Genomic DNA, 13,034 nt, shown 5'->3' on the forward strand with positions numbered 1-13,034 from the left:
TTAAAGCTGCCTAAATTATAGACTTGATCATTTGTCTATTAGACAGTCTAATAGACAATCAATTTTGACAAGTTTAGGCATAGGTTTACAGCATGAAAACCCTTACAGTTCTTGAACTTTCCAAGCTCTACAACATCAATAGACAAACGATTTACAACAACATAAAGAAAGGAATTTTAAGTAAAAATTCTGAGAATAAGATTGATCTAGCGGAAGCAATCCGTGTTTTTGGGGAACCCGTCAAAAAACAGGATGTAAAAGAACCTGTAAAAATAGACAGTCCAAATTCGGCAGAAGTTTTACTGCTTAGACAACAAATAGACATGCTGAAAAATCAGCTTGATGATGCCAAAGATCGGGAATCTTTTTATCAAAACCAAATTGAAACGATGCAACGCCTATTAGAAGCCCCAAAACCTAATATGACTACGTTTACCGATCAAGAACCGGTGCAATCAAGCATGGCCAAAACAGATCCCGAACCGGTTACAGCAGAAGCTAAACATGACGGATTGACTACTCCTGAGCAGATGGAAAATAAGCGGATTCCAGTGCCAGAGCATGTTGAACCGGAGCCGGAGAAAAGAGGCTTCTGGAGCCGCTTCTTTAAGCCATATGGCTGATCTGATTGTTCACCTGGGCTTATTAAACTCGTGGAACATTGCTCAAAAAATGATCGTGGAACGTGAAAAATCATAAAAAAAGCCCAAACGGGCTCGATTGGGCTATAAACTTTGAAATAAGTATATGAATTTCAAGGTAAATTATAACACATTTCGTATAAGGTGTATTATGTTAATTTTAGGGGAATTTAAAAATTGAAAGAATAAAGAAGCGAAGTGCCTACATGGATCTGTTTTAATAAAAATAACAATTTATTACCCTATGATTTCAAATCTAAAGTTTTGATTCTACAAATAATTTTAGAGATTGATTCATGTATTCAAAATCTTTCCTTATAGATTTCAAATTATTACGCATCATAGGTACAAGTAGACCACTAAATGTCTCAGAATGTACGAGACAAGTGCTGCCATCTTCTTGGGAGCAAAGTTTAAAATGATGCTCACCATCTAAAAGACCAGGGATTAGAAAGTGACCTAGCCAGCTTAAAGACTGAGCATTTTTAACTTCCAATAGTGTAGGCTTAAATTCCATTGCTTTTTGCTTAGTTGGGTGAATCCTAATCTTTAGTTTTTCACCTATGTTTAACTTTCCTTCAACTTTACGGATAAAGGGATTCCAACTCTCATACGATTTAAAATCAGTCAGTACCTGCCAAACTTGCTCCGGTGTCGCATGAATATCAATATGTGTAGTTATCTTTAAAGAAAGCATAATTTACCTCGGGTATCTAGAATGGCGATTCTCTGCTTATAAGCATAATTTAGTAGGGTTATTTTTTGCTGACAGTAATCCTCTTTATGGCAGACACATTTTCAAATGTCTCATCAGGTGACAATTTCTTTAAAAGTCTTTCTGTGCTGTAACCCCATGAAACTGCACCGAAAGCAATTCCTACCGATCTAGCTGCCTCATAATCGGTAATCTGATCACCTATATAGATAGTTTCTGAGGGTTTATAGCCTGCTTTTTTTAAAAGCTGCTTTAACCTAGATGCTTTTCCAAAAAAAGATGCACCGCATTCAAAGTAATTAAAGTATCGACAGCTTGAACCAAGAATACGGGTCACATTTTCGTATCCATTTGAAGAAACCAGGCCCACTGTAATTCCATGTTCATTAAGGTGGGCAAGCATTTCATCGGTATGGTCGAATAGAGGAATCTTTGAAGGATTTACCTTCATGAGTTTTATAAAATTCTGAGTAATCGCAGGTAGTTTCCATACTGGTATTCCAAGAGTTTTCATTAGCTCTCGGGAAGGTATTTCTCTAAAAGATTCCACTTCATCTAAATGAATCTTCTTGAAAGAGTGCATGTCAGCCAGATGATTTATAGTTGAAACAAAGAAAGGAAATGAATCTGCTAAGGTTCCATCAAAATCGAAAATAACCAACTTATATAGTGTAGTTGGATAAGTTTGTGATAATACCATTTACTCTACTTTCTCTATATAAAATATTTTGAAATCATAAACTTAATGACTACCCCATATTATGGGATAGCCACACTACTTTGATTATTTGAATAGAGGTAAGCATGTACTAAGCACAACGCATCAAAGCTGCTACTGCTTTTTCTAAAAATTGCAAAGTGGTAGGTTTGAGCCAGGTTCCCTCGGCAAGACTTGGTTCATTTTGCATGGCATTGCGAATCTTCGCATGTGTCGCCGGATTTTTGCCTGCGTAACCCTGTAACATGGAGAGCCATTGCTGTGCTAAACATTTTGCTTGTTCACTGTCAGGTTCAATCCCAGCACGAATGGCCTTCTCCAATCCAATCAATAACTGGGGCCAATTTTTCATCTCACGTACATAATGTTGCTTCATAAAAGCAAATTCCTGCTCGGATAAATAACGTGCAAAAACGTTCAGCTTACTCTCGGCAAATGCTTCAAGTAGAAACTCAACCACTTCCGGACGCACACCCAATTTTTCCTGAAATGCCGATTCAGCTGAATGCATGCTATTCAATTTAGCCAACCATTCAGGATTAGCAGCCGTATTCTGTTCGAGGGTCAGCATCCAGCGTGAAGCCAGGTTTTGGGCAGTTTCACTACTAGAAGATTCTCCGGCCTTAAAGAGTGCATTGGCTTCGATGACAAGCGCTTCCCATTCTTTTTGTTGTTTACTATCTGCCTGTAAAAAAGTCAGATCTGCAAGTTCCTCTTTTGTAAAATATTGTTCGTACATAGACATAAGCTCCAATGTTTTTAGCCAATTGTCCAGTTCCAGCTCTTCACCATTCATCAGTTGATTTTTGAGACTGCTCAAACGATAGCGCAGTTGAGTCTGCTTAATGATCATCTGATCGATTGCCTGAATCTGCCGATCAATTAATGGGGCGAGTGCCAGGTTTGGACTATTAAGAACCGCGCCAATTTCTGCCAATGTCATTCCAAGCCCTCGCAATGCCTGAATTTGGTATAAGCGAGTAATATCTTGACGACTGTAAAGTCGGTAACTGGCGTCGGAGCGGGCCGAAGGCTGAAGTAAACCGATATCGTCATAGTGATGAAGGGTGCGAATAGTTAACCCTGTCCGCTTAGCCAGTTCACCGACTTGTAATAACATCTTTTGACTCCTTTATTCCTTAGGCGTGTCTTATGCTAGAGGCTAACGTTACGTGAGGGTCAAGTATCTAAGCTATAAAAAATATTTATGGTAAATAATTTACATTTTTGATGTTTTATTTATTTAGGTAGTAAAATTTTTTATATTCCATACATTTCCATCTTCCATTTAACATAATGGCTGTTATACGAATTGAATTTTTCTTCATCTAGGAATATAGTGTGATTAACAATGTTAATCACAGGAACTTAACATGGCTTCAAATGCACTAGTGACTACTCGCATCAATGAAAACATTAAGCATGAAGCAACGGAAGTTCTCGCAACAATGGGCTTAACTGTCTCAGATGCAGTCCGTTTATTATTGACCAAAGTAGCTAAAGAAAAGGCTTTACCTTTTGATATTTGGCAACCCAATGCTGAAACCATTGCAGCGATGGAAGAAGATCTAAGCAAAGCAAAGAGCTTCACTTCTGTAAAAGACTTAATGGCTGATCTAAATGCGGACGATTAAGTACACCTCTGCATTTAAGAAAGACTATAAACGTGAGAAAAAAGGTCAGCATCGAAATACAGTCGATGCTGAACTACAAACTGTTTTAGAGTTATTACAAGCCGATGAAACTTTGCCTGAAAAGTATCGTGACCATGCTTTGGTCAGTAATTGGGTAGGTCATCGTGACTGCCATATCAAACCAGATCTTGTTTTAATCTATAAGAAAACAGAAGAAGGTGAACTACTCATTTTGAAGTTAGTTCGATTAGGTAGTCATAGTGAATTGGCGATTTGAACGAGCTAATTTCAACAGAAAAATTTAAAAATTGATAAATGAAATGGGAGCTAAAGGCTCCCATTTTTGATTTCGTATAAGGTGTATTATGTTAATTTTAGCGTAACTAAACTATATTTCATCGTAAGTTAATGCAGGGCGTACTAATACAGAATTTACGTCACCTTCTGGCCAAACCCATTTAGTCCAATTCTTTATAAGCCATTCAGTTGATAGACCATCAGGATTTGCCTCTTCAGGGAATAAAACATACATATTAATGCCCGCTTTATATCCACTTATAGTTATTAACCCTTTTTGTGAATATCCACCTTCACATACCATCATGATTACTTCTTCTTCAAATGGATAATGAGCTTTGAATTTTAAAAGATAACCACGTTGTAAATATTGTTCATTGAAATCAATTAATTTAGACCATTTCATTTTATAACTTATAGCTGTTTTGAACAGCCCTTAAAGTACAGTATTTCTCGGCTATTTAACATAATGGGCGTTATACGAAATGCAAAATAAATAGTGTTATATTTCAAAAAGTTATGCTATAAGAAATCGGGGGCGCAAACCCGAAAAGCCGACTTTGAAACAAGTCGGCTTTTTTATGGTCAATTCTGGAATATTTTGCCAATAATTTTGACTAAAAATTACACCAATCAGGTTGAGTGATACAATTTTGTGATACATTATTGTATATACAAATTTGAATGTTTTTTTATGGAACAGTATTTTGAATGGGATGAGGCTAAGAATCGAAAGAATCAGAAAAAGCATGATATCTCTTTCGAAACTGCAAGCCTTGTTTTTGATGATCCACTGAGGATCTCAATTCAGGACAGACATACCGATGGTGAAGAACGTTGGCAGACCATTGGGAAAGTAAAAGGCGTACTAATGCTCTTAGTAGCTCACACCATTTTTGATGAAGATGACTGTGAAATCATACGAATCATTAGTGCAAGACAAGTCACTAAGGCGGAGCGAGATAGATATGAGCATGGTTAGATACTCACGTAAAGAACTGAATGAAAAATTCAGCGACAAGCAAGATGCTGAAATTGAACGCTTGCTTGCTAAAAGGACGGTTCCTGATGATCAGCTAGATCTCTCAGATATTCCTGAAATTACCGACTGGAGCAATGCTGTACGCCATAATCAATTCTATCGCCCAGTGAAGCAACAGACTTCCATCCGTTTAGATGCTGATGTACTTGCATGGTTTAAAGCTCAAGGCAAAGGCTATCAAACACGAATGAATGAAATTTTACGGGATGCCATGCTAAAAGAATTAAAAAATCATCAATAAAAATGGGAGCTTAGGCTCCCATTTTTGATTTCGTATAAGGTGTATTATGTTAATTTTAGGAAAACTTACAGAATGTATAATTTAAAGATTATGGTTTGGGTGATCCTTATCTTAGTAATCTTATGGGGAATACAATGGATGTTTCATGGCTTTCCAACAGGAAATTAAAGCTATACATTGATGATTTCGTATAATCCGTATCATGTTAATTTTAGAAATTCTAATACATTAACTATTTGACAAAACTATCTTGACTTACTATATTGTACTTAATGACGCTCGCAGCAAGTATTAATTTACTTTCTAGTGAGCTTTTTTTTTGCTTATATTTCATTACATTCATTAATATGCCTTATTCCTTATACTTAAAACCATATAGACAACCAATTGATTTAATTAGTGATTTAAAAGGGAAAAATCTGTTATTTAGTAATGAAGTTGAAGCAGAAAAGATTTTAAGCCAAATCAGTTATTACCATTTCAAAATATATCTTCATCCGATGCTTGACCTGCAAGGTACTAACCCTAAGGTTTATCGTTCTAATTCTTTTTTCGAATCAGGTGTTGAACTATATAGGTTTGATGAAGAGCTAAGAATACTGATGTTTAAAGCTATTGCCAAAATAGAAGTTAAATTACGCAGCAGGTTGGATCATCTAATTTCCAGAACAACTTCAGATCCATTTTGGTATTTAGATAACTCTCTTTTTTTTATTGTTCGAAATAACACTTATGCTATTGATTCTATTAGAGATAAAATAAGTAATGACTTTAATCGAGAAAAAGAACTCTATGCTTCAAACTATAGGTCAAAATATTACAATGACAAGCATGATAAATATAAAAACTTACCCCCATTTTGGATTGCCAGTGAACTATTAAGCTTAGGTCAAATTTATAAAATATATGATGCTATTAATCATAGCTTACCAACTATAGATTTCGATAATTTAGCAAAAGATTTTGGCGCAAAGGATTACAAAGTTTTAGTGAATTGGATCCGATGTATTCGAGATGTCCGTAATCGTTGTGCTCATCACAGTCGCCTATGGAATGCAAAACTTTCTATTCCTAGTAATTTAAATAATGTTTTAACTATTTCATCACCTAATAAACACCGACCATATACAACCATTGCTGTCATTCAAAAAATGCTAAAGAAGCTTCAAATCCAAAATTTGGACCTAAGAGCAGAACTAGAAAATATCTTTAATAGATATCCTTTTGCCAATAATCATATGCATCAAGCAGGGTTCCCCACTAATTGGAATACTGACCCTCTTTGGATTGGGTAAAATGGAACTCAATTATGCCAACTACTGATCTAAATATAATTATTTGGAATGCTAAAATAAGTTCCTCTAGATCAGCAGTTGATCAAAGAAGTTGGAGAATAAGCAAACGTTTTATTGCAAGATTATTAACACAAAATATTGATTTTATTGGATTAATAGAGATTGATGATACTTCCGTAAATTACTTAAATAGTATTTTTGAGCGTTTCAAGATCCCTTATAGAGTTGCTAATGGAACCCAACAAAGAGGAAATACTCGATTTGATACCTGTATCATTTATCGTTCCGATAAATTTTTATTAATTCAAACAGAAAAGCACCATGACTGTGAAAATACGGATTCAAGCTATAAGGGAGAATTCTCTAAAAGCGGTCAAAAGTATGACTTTATTGATGTTTATAACCAAGAACTATTGAGTTTTGTATTAGTACATTGGCCAAGTATATTAACCCCTGAAATTCAAAAGGTCAGGGAGAAAGTAGCGCAAAATTTAAGGTTTCATTTAAATAACTGGCTACTAGTAAATAACAATATTATTATTGCTGGTGACTTTAACACTGAGCCATATTGCACTAGCTTGACCGAGGATTTATGTAGTTTTAGAGAGCCTAAATCTCCAAGTCGAAGTAAAAATGGATTTGAGCTGCTATATAACCCTTCTTGGAACTTCTTGAATGTTCCCCCTCCATTAAGCCATTCAGTACCTTATTTAACTCTCGGAACGTATTTTTATAAACAGAAAAACTATCAACATTGGTTCAATTTCGATCAAGTAATGTTTGCTAAAAACTTAATAGAAGGTGATTCAGGATGGAAATACTCTGATAATTCACTAAAAATATTAAATATATTTGATATCACCAGTAAGACTGAACGTTGGTCAGATCATTTACCAATTCAATTTAACCTGACATGGAGATCATAACTCATGAGCCATTTTAATTTTGAAGACAGCATCTCCATAGGTATTCAACGAGCAGATGTAGCTGAAAGTAATAAAAATGAAATTGCAGAAATATTCGAGGATTTTTCTCAATCATTTAAGAGAGCGTCAGATAACAAAATTTTTACTAAAATAGATAATCTAACACGTATGATTCGACACAAGACTAGCAATGCCTTGTGGGCCTCAGCAGCATCAATTTTAAATGATTTTTCGAATGAGTCTTATAAAGCTCTTCGTTTGTCTAATGGCACTAAATCGTATGAGATTGCTGAAATTATAGAAAATGAAGATGGATATCCACTAAGAATAAAAGTTGATGGCGATACATCGGCATACTCTGATAAAGAAAGCTTAATTAGGGGTCTTTCCCAATTAGCTACAAGAACAGAGGTTGGTAAGTTTTATAAATTACTTCTTGCTGATAGCTAAATTAAAGATAAAAGGCACCGTAAGGTGCCTTTTTATTTAACATAAAATCTCTTATGCGAAGTTTGCAAACCGTTGTGAAGATCTGTATCAATATTATTGAGAGTAGCTATAACATAGGCATGTAAAAATGAGTTTTATTGAACAAATAGAAGAGTCTTCAGCTAAATTGGTAGCAACAGCTTTGACAGTAAATTTGATGATTTTATCTTGGATCTTGGACCGCTTTCTCGACACAAACTTAATTAAATTTGGTCTCAATCACCCCGAGGGTGATATTTTGATATTCACAATAATAGTACTCCTTATTCTTACATATATAATTTCTGGTAAATCTGGATTATTAATGAAGTTTTTTTCATTTTTTGACTAATTATAGTGATGCTTAATAAATAAAATGGGATAGTAATGAATTTTAGGCTAGACGCTAAAAAAAATAGAATCTAAAATTCATTACTAATCATCTAAAATTCATCACTAATCATCTAAAGTATTGATTTATAATTATTATCTTGCTTTTTTCTCAAAAATCTAAAATTCATTACTAATCGTCTAAATTATTGATTTATAATTATTATCTTGTTTTTATCGAAGCTAAAAAAATCTAGAAGTCGAATTATCTTTTACAATACAAGAGAAAGTTCTGCATTCAGCTTGGCAGTTGCAATATCAGGTTCTGTCACGTTAAGGAATTAAAGATCAAATAATTCGGTTAAGTCCCTATCAGAAGTATTTCCATGAAAAAATTCAGTACAAGTGAGCATCTCAAAAAAATGGATCGCAAGGATTGGGCAACAGCTCAATCGATTACGACCTTCGGCATGAGTCCCAAAGAAAAAAGGGCCCATAAAAAAAGATCCTGGGAACGCTTTGAACGGATCCAGTCTGGAGAAACTACACTGGAAGATGAAGAGGCTGTTCTGCTGATGCAATGGCGCGCCTTAAACAATCTGCCTAAAAACCAGAACTAAAATCATTATCCTGATCATGATTCCTTATTTTGTCAGGAGTTACTGCCTTGTCTCTCATTTGCAAAGGCACACGTTCGATGACCTGCCGCTGCATGAATGCCAATTCTTCATCAATAGAGGCTATCTGAATAACTGAATTCTTTAACCGTTGGCCCAGATCACTTAAGTATTCAAATTTCTCAAGTCGATCGAAGAATTCGGTATTCAAAAGATCGATATAAGCCTGTAAATCATGCTGAATCAACCTAAAAGGTTCGGTCGTTTGATGATCTTGCAATAAGGTTTGCTGCATTTTTTGTTGTAAAAACAATAATTTTTCTTGAGCATACCAACGCTGGCGTGTCCGTGGTGTTTCAGCTTGCGTGCTCAATTCTTCAATCTCTTGACGATTTTTTAATTCAGCCTCGTAAAATGGACGATACAACTCATAATGATTTTCAGCACGTAACCGGTTAATTTCAGCAGTCATTCTTTCCCGTTCTGCCACTAATTCCGGCTCTTTCTCACGCGCAAAACGGACCGCCTTATTCATCACAGGAACATCCTTCAGCTGTGTGCCATGCTTCTTGTTGTACTCCTTGTTGGATAAACAGCTGACCAAGCTAGGAACTTCCACCTGAATTCCCTTGATTTCTACCATCTTGGTCGGGGCATAACGCATGAGACTGTCATTAATCAGCTCTTCAGTCTTCTGCCGATACAGCTGTAACTGCGCCTTTCCCATACCTAACACATCAGCTGTCAGCTTCTGCGCCCCACCTTTCTGTGGATCCTTTGGGTTATAACGCTTAAAAAACTGTTCTGCGGTCCGGTCAATGCCATCAACATGTCGTTCACTATACATAAAATGCAAATGCGGTTGCTCTTGCCCACCCAACGATCCAACATGATTATGAATGGCACAGGTAAAGGGATAGCTATAGCGGTCTGCGAACTCAGCAATAAACGCCTCGGCCAATTCAATCCGCTGTGCCTGATTCAACTCTTTGGGCAAGGCCACCACCAAACTGGAACAGGTACGGCCATTACTACGTTCATAAATATCTGCAGCGTCCCAAAACTCAGCTGGCTTTCCTTCAGCAAAATTTGGCAGATTGCCGGATCTCACAAACTCGATCTGTTCTGAGGCACTTTCTTTATAATTTTTAAAGTGCGAAGTCCGGGTAATGTAGTGAAACCGGTTCTTGGCCGTGGCAGCATTTTTTACTTTCCCCGATCGGGTTTTCACGGCCTTTTTGCTTGTGTGTTCCAGGTTGCAATAGAACATAATCCCACCTTCAAATTCACGGAGCCTCGCAGAGCCTGCGGAGCACGAGGAGAAGTGTTTTTAATTCGATATAATTGCGTAGTAATTATATCGAATTAAAAACACGGAAACGAGCTTAAGAATTAAATAAAATGTTCCCACATTTTATTTAATTCTTCCTGTGCCGGCCTATGCTAAACTGAAAACACAAAAACCTCACCCATTTTATGCTGGAGAATGCGATGGCGGTCCGTGGAAGACCTACGAAAATACTCACCTCAAATGACCTCACGACATTGCAGCAATTTCTGGAGAAACTTCCCTTCCTCAAGAAAAAACAACAACAGGCTTTGACCCTACTTCAGCAATCCAATGGCAGATTCAATGACAAACAACTCAGCCTGTTCAAAACAGTCGACCGAGAGAAAAACCAGTTTCTAACAAGACAGGCACTCATTGAACAAATCAAACTGAAGGACAAAAACCAACAGCCCCTCTTGGCCAACGAAATTGAAATTCTGACCTTACTCAATCAAACAATGGATCAGGATAATTTTTTCCGCCTAGATCGCGCCCTAGAGTCTTATCAGAAAATTGAAAAAGCCGCCCTAGACAATCGAATCCGGCTGGAGAATGAACACAAACGTGAAATTTTGCAGAAAAGTCACAAGGAACTGACAGAAGCCCAGAAAAAACGCAATGCAGAAAACCAACTCAAATACGCGATAGGAGGTGTAGTTCAATCGCTTTATAAAGACCTGGATCTTCAGATCCAACACAGCGATATTCCCCTACTCAGAGATGCCCTCCTACAGAGCATTATTTGGGAAAGAGCCATTAAAGAAACCACAATCTATAAAGAGATCCAAAACAACACCGAAGACCTCAAGGAAGAAACAAAATTATTCCAGCGTATGATTGAAGATTTGCCAACCTATAACATCAATGGACAAAAACTTCACAAGGTACTCATCCAAAAGCACCGTAAAAAGCCATAAAATGCGATTACAGCCTGTTTTGGGCTCAATCCTATAAAATCCTACATAAAAAATGTAATCAGGGCTAAAAATGCGAAATAAGCTCTTTTACGCTTCACCCCTAAATGAATCCTTAATTTATAAATTAAGAAATGTCCTTAAAACTCAAATTAAATACCTAAAAGGTATCTATAGAGCGAGTGTCTACGAGCGAACCACTAAAATTCGCGCTTCGACTTTCTGAAAAACAGCTTTTTAGGCAGTAGAGCCTAATAAAGCGTAAATCACATGTAAAAATCAGATTCTAGATCGAGCGAAAGCGAGTAAAAAAGCTTTATGAGCGAAGCGAATTCATTCTTGCTTTTGATTTTTAGAATTCAAGAAAGAATTAACTAAAAAATTGCCCCAACGAATCGAGTGAAAGCGAGATTCAATAGAGTTTGAGCGTAGCGAAAACATAGGGCAATTTTTTCACTCCCTGGGCTTTTAATTATTTTTAATGTTTTTAAATGCTTTTAGATATCCTGAAAGCATTTATTTAAAAGCTTTACAGGTTCTATTAAACTAGGTTTGTCGACCCTTAAAACTAGGTTTGTCGACCCTTAAAACTAGGTTTGTCGACCCTTAAAACTAGGTTTGTCGACCTTAAAACTAGGTTTGTCGACCTTTTACTTCTTTAATATTAAGTTTGCTCTTAAAACAATCACTAAGCTAAGGTTTATTAGCCTAAAAGCCTTTAAAGGTGGTGAAATTATATTAGTCTTAAAGGGTATTAAAACTAGGTTTATCGACCTAGTAAAAAGAGAATTGCCAAAACAATTTGAATAGTCTATCTTACGACCTAGTTGTTAAGATAATAAATAGAGAAATGTCAAAATTAATTGTTAAAGACAATGCTTTAGTTCAAGCAAGTTATACACTTGATACGGTAGAACAACGCTTAATTTTACTTGCGATAGCAGAAGCCAGAGAAACTGGACATGGGATTACAGAAAATAGCCTCCTTGAAGTTCATGCAAGTAGTTATATAAATACTTTTAATGTTGAAAAACATACTGCTTATAAAGTTCTGAGAGATGCATCTAAAAGCTTATTTGACCGTTATGTCACTTATCATGACATTAGCCCTAAAACGGGGAAAGACCGCAGTTTTCACTGTCGTTGGGTAGATAAAATTGGTTATGAACCAAATTCAGGGATTGTTTTTTTACGCTTCACTCAAGACATAGTTCCTCTTATTACTCGCTTAGAAGAAAACTTTACTAAGTATGAATTACAGCAAGTCGCTAAATTAACCAGTACTTATGCAATTCGTTTGTATGAATTGTTAATTCAATGGAGATCCGCAGGAAAGACTCCTGTTTTTGATTTACAAACATTTAGACAGCAACTAGGCGTTGAAGTTAATCAGTATAAGACTATGAGTAACTTCAAAAGTTATGTTCTAGATTTTGCTATTAAACAAGTTAATGAGCTAACAGATATAACTGCTAAATACGAACAACATAAAACAGGTCGAATCATTTCAGGATTTTCTTTTAAACTAACCCAGAAAAAAACTAAAACACAAAATACAAAGGTTGATTTCCCTAAATTAACTGATGCACAACGTCACTTGTTTGCTAACAAACTATCAGAACTCCCAGAAGTAAGTAGCAACTATTCTCAAGGAACTGAAAGCTATCCTGAATTTGCTGTAAGGCTTGCTGAGATGCTCAAAGATTCAGAAAAAGTAAAGGAATTTATTCCTTTACTTGAAAAAGTCGGGTTTAAAGCTGCCTAAATTATAGACTTGATCATTTGTCTATTAGACAGTCTAATAGACAATCAATTTTGACAAGTTTAGGCATAGGTTTACAGCATGAAAACCCTTACAGTTCTTGA

16 protein-coding genes are annotated in these 13,034 nt (G+C 36.0%); 11 read left to right on the top strand and 5 right to left on the bottom strand.

What is annotated here, in order from left to right:
- The first annotated feature begins 92 nt into the window (after positions 1-92).
- Positions 93-623, top strand: coding sequence for a plasmid replication DNA-binding protein (locus FTV11_RS16180; protein ID WP_180074428.1), 531 nt, complete (start codon positions 93-95; stop codon positions 621-623).
- A gap of 274 nt (positions 624-897) precedes the next feature.
- Here the strand turns inward: FTV11_RS16180 and FTV11_RS16185 are convergent, their stop codons facing one another.
- The 3 genes from FTV11_RS16185 to FTV11_RS16195 all read right to left on the bottom strand — a co-directional run bounded on the left by FTV11_RS16185 (position 898) and on the right by FTV11_RS16195 (position 3,194).
- Positions 898-1,338, bottom strand: a complete 441-nt coding sequence (locus FTV11_RS16185) for an SRPBCC domain-containing protein (protein ID WP_180074430.1) — start codon at positions 1,336-1,338, stop codon at positions 898-900.
- A 58-nt stretch (positions 1,339-1,396) separates the two neighbouring features.
- Positions 1,397-2,056 (bottom strand): HAD-IA family hydrolase, encoded by a 660-nt coding sequence (locus FTV11_RS16190; RefSeq protein WP_180074432.1) that lies wholly within the window; start codon positions 2,054-2,056, stop codon positions 1,397-1,399.
- A gap of 109 nt (positions 2,057-2,165) precedes the next feature.
- Positions 2,166-3,194, bottom strand: coding sequence for a MerR family transcriptional regulator (locus FTV11_RS16195; protein WP_180074434.1), 1,029 nt, complete (start codon positions 3,192-3,194; stop codon positions 2,166-2,168).
- A 253-nt stretch (positions 3,195-3,447) separates the two neighbouring features.
- Between FTV11_RS16195 and FTV11_RS16200 the strand changes: the two genes are divergently transcribed.
- Together FTV11_RS16200 and FTV11_RS16205 are read left to right on the top strand one after the other, a co-directional pair.
- Positions 3,448-3,708 carry a type II toxin-antitoxin system RelB/DinJ family antitoxin gene (locus tag FTV11_RS16200; RefSeq protein WP_004871910.1) on the top strand — a complete coding sequence of 87 codons (261 nt, stop codon included), beginning with the start codon at positions 3,448-3,450 and terminating at the stop codon, positions 3,706-3,708.
- Entirely contained in the window at positions 3,695-3,985 is a 291-nt protein-coding gene (locus tag FTV11_RS16205; RefSeq protein ID WP_005265046.1) for a type II toxin-antitoxin system YafQ family toxin, read from the top strand. The genes FTV11_RS16200 and FTV11_RS16205 overlap by 14 nt, the downstream gene beginning before the upstream one ends.
- 111 nt (positions 3,986-4,096) lie before the next feature.
- Here FTV11_RS16205 and imm45 read toward each other — a convergent pair whose 3' ends face one another.
- Positions 4,097-4,411: an Imm45 family immunity protein gene (gene imm45 / locus FTV11_RS16210; protein ID WP_180074436.1), complete on the bottom strand. Its 315-nt coding sequence runs from the start codon at positions 4,409-4,411 to the stop codon at positions 4,097-4,099.
- Positions 4,412-4,699: 288 nt separating this feature from the next.
- On the opposite strand from imm45, the gene FTV11_RS16215 reads away from it, so the two are divergent.
- The 6 genes from FTV11_RS16215 (at position 4,700) to FTV11_RS16240 (ending at position 8,927) form a co-directional block, all read left to right on the top strand.
- Positions 4,700-4,987, top strand: a complete 288-nt coding sequence (locus FTV11_RS16215) for a BrnT family toxin (RefSeq protein ID WP_005244631.1) — start codon at positions 4,700-4,702, stop codon at positions 4,985-4,987.
- Complete coding sequence (locus FTV11_RS16220; protein WP_096902768.1) at positions 4,974-5,288, top strand: BrnA antitoxin family protein; 315 nt, start codon at positions 4,974-4,976, stop codon at positions 5,286-5,288. The genes FTV11_RS16215 and FTV11_RS16220 overlap by 14 nt, the downstream gene beginning before the upstream one ends.
- A 272-nt stretch (positions 5,289-5,560) precedes the next feature.
- Entirely contained in the window at positions 5,561-6,583 is a 1,023-nt protein-coding gene (locus FTV11_RS16225) for an Abi family protein (RefSeq protein WP_218950532.1), read from the top strand.
- Positions 6,584-6,597: 14 nt separating this feature from the next.
- Entirely contained in the window at positions 6,598-7,509 is a 912-nt protein-coding gene (locus FTV11_RS16230; RefSeq protein WP_180074438.1) for an endonuclease/exonuclease/phosphatase family protein, read from the top strand.
- A 3-nt stretch (positions 7,510-7,512) separates the two neighbouring features.
- On the top strand, positions 7,513-7,959 hold the full coding sequence (locus tag FTV11_RS16235; protein ID WP_180074440.1) for a hypothetical protein: 447 nt from the start codon (positions 7,513-7,515) through the stop codon (positions 7,957-7,959).
- A gap of 734 nt (positions 7,960-8,693) precedes the next feature.
- Positions 8,694-8,927, top strand: a complete 234-nt coding sequence (locus FTV11_RS16240) for a hypothetical protein (RefSeq protein WP_249733010.1) — start codon at positions 8,694-8,696, stop codon at positions 8,925-8,927.
- Here FTV11_RS16240 and FTV11_RS16245 read toward each other — a convergent pair.
- Positions 8,911-10,194 carry a MobA/MobL family protein gene (locus FTV11_RS16245; RefSeq protein ID WP_180074442.1) on the bottom strand — a complete coding sequence of 428 codons (1,284 nt, stop codon included), beginning with the start codon at positions 10,192-10,194 and terminating at the stop codon, positions 8,911-8,913. The two genes, FTV11_RS16240 and FTV11_RS16245, sit on opposite strands and share 17 nt — an antisense overlap.
- A 221-nt stretch (positions 10,195-10,415) precedes the next feature.
- Here FTV11_RS16245 and FTV11_RS16250 point away from each other — a divergent pair, with 221 nt between their 5' ends.
- Positions 10,416-11,171, top strand: a complete 756-nt coding sequence (locus FTV11_RS16250; protein WP_180074444.1) for a hypothetical protein — start codon at positions 10,416-10,418, stop codon at positions 11,169-11,171.
- An 847-nt stretch (positions 11,172-12,018) separates the two neighbouring features.
- The gene (gene repM / locus FTV11_RS16255; RefSeq protein WP_180074447.1) at positions 12,019-12,933 is read left to right on the top strand and encodes a replication initiation protein RepM; all 915 of its coding nucleotides are present in this window, start codon (positions 12,019-12,021) and stop codon (positions 12,931-12,933) included.
- Positions 12,934-13,034 lie beyond the last annotated feature (101 nt).

The sequence above is a fragment of the Acinetobacter sp. YH12231 genome, from assembly GCF_013417755.1.
In the GTDB taxonomy this organism is placed as follows: Bacteria; Pseudomonadota; Gammaproteobacteria; order Pseudomonadales; family Moraxellaceae; genus Acinetobacter; species Acinetobacter amyesii.

Coding starts and splice junctions, on each gene's coding strand:
- FTV11_RS16180 (WP_180074428.1), top strand. CDS start 93: ATGAAAACCCTTACAGTTCTTGAACTTTCCAAGCTCTACAACATCAAT.
- FTV11_RS16185 (WP_180074430.1), bottom strand. CDS start 1,338: ATGCTTTCTTTAAAGATAACTACACATATTGATATTCATGCGACACCG.
- FTV11_RS16190 (WP_180074432.1), bottom strand. CDS start 2,056: ATGGTATTATCACAAACTTATCCAACTACACTATATAAGTTGGTTATT.
- FTV11_RS16195 (WP_180074434.1), bottom strand. CDS start 3,194: ATGTTATTACAAGTCGGTGAACTGGCTAAGCGGACAGGGTTAACTATT.
- FTV11_RS16200 (WP_004871910.1), top strand. CDS start 3,448: ATGGCTTCAAATGCACTAGTGACTACTCGCATCAATGAAAACATTAAG.
- FTV11_RS16205 (WP_005265046.1), top strand. CDS start 3,695: ATGCGGACGATTAAGTACACCTCTGCATTTAAGAAAGACTATAAACGT.
- imm45 (WP_180074436.1), bottom strand. CDS start 4,411: ATGAAATGGTCTAAATTAATTGATTTCAATGAACAATATTTACAACGT.
- FTV11_RS16215 (WP_005244631.1), top strand. CDS start 4,700: ATGGAACAGTATTTTGAATGGGATGAGGCTAAGAATCGAAAGAATCAG.
- FTV11_RS16220 (WP_096902768.1), top strand. CDS start 4,974: ATGAGCATGGTTAGATACTCACGTAAAGAACTGAATGAAAAATTCAGC.
- FTV11_RS16225 (WP_218950532.1), top strand. CDS start 5,561: ATGACGCTCGCAGCAAGTATTAATTTACTTTCTAGTGAGCTTTTTTTT.
- FTV11_RS16230 (WP_180074438.1), top strand. CDS start 6,598: ATGCCAACTACTGATCTAAATATAATTATTTGGAATGCTAAAATAAGT.
- FTV11_RS16235 (WP_180074440.1), top strand. CDS start 7,513: ATGAGCCATTTTAATTTTGAAGACAGCATCTCCATAGGTATTCAACGA.
- FTV11_RS16240 (WP_249733010.1), top strand. CDS start 8,694: ATGAAAAAATTCAGTACAAGTGAGCATCTCAAAAAAATGGATCGCAAG.
- FTV11_RS16245 (WP_180074442.1), bottom strand. CDS start 10,194: ATGTTCTATTGCAACCTGGAACACACAAGCAAAAAGGCCGTGAAAACC.
- FTV11_RS16250 (WP_180074444.1), top strand. CDS start 10,416: ATGGCGGTCCGTGGAAGACCTACGAAAATACTCACCTCAAATGACCTC.
- repM (WP_180074447.1), top strand. CDS start 12,019: ATGTCAAAATTAATTGTTAAAGACAATGCTTTAGTTCAAGCAAGTTAT.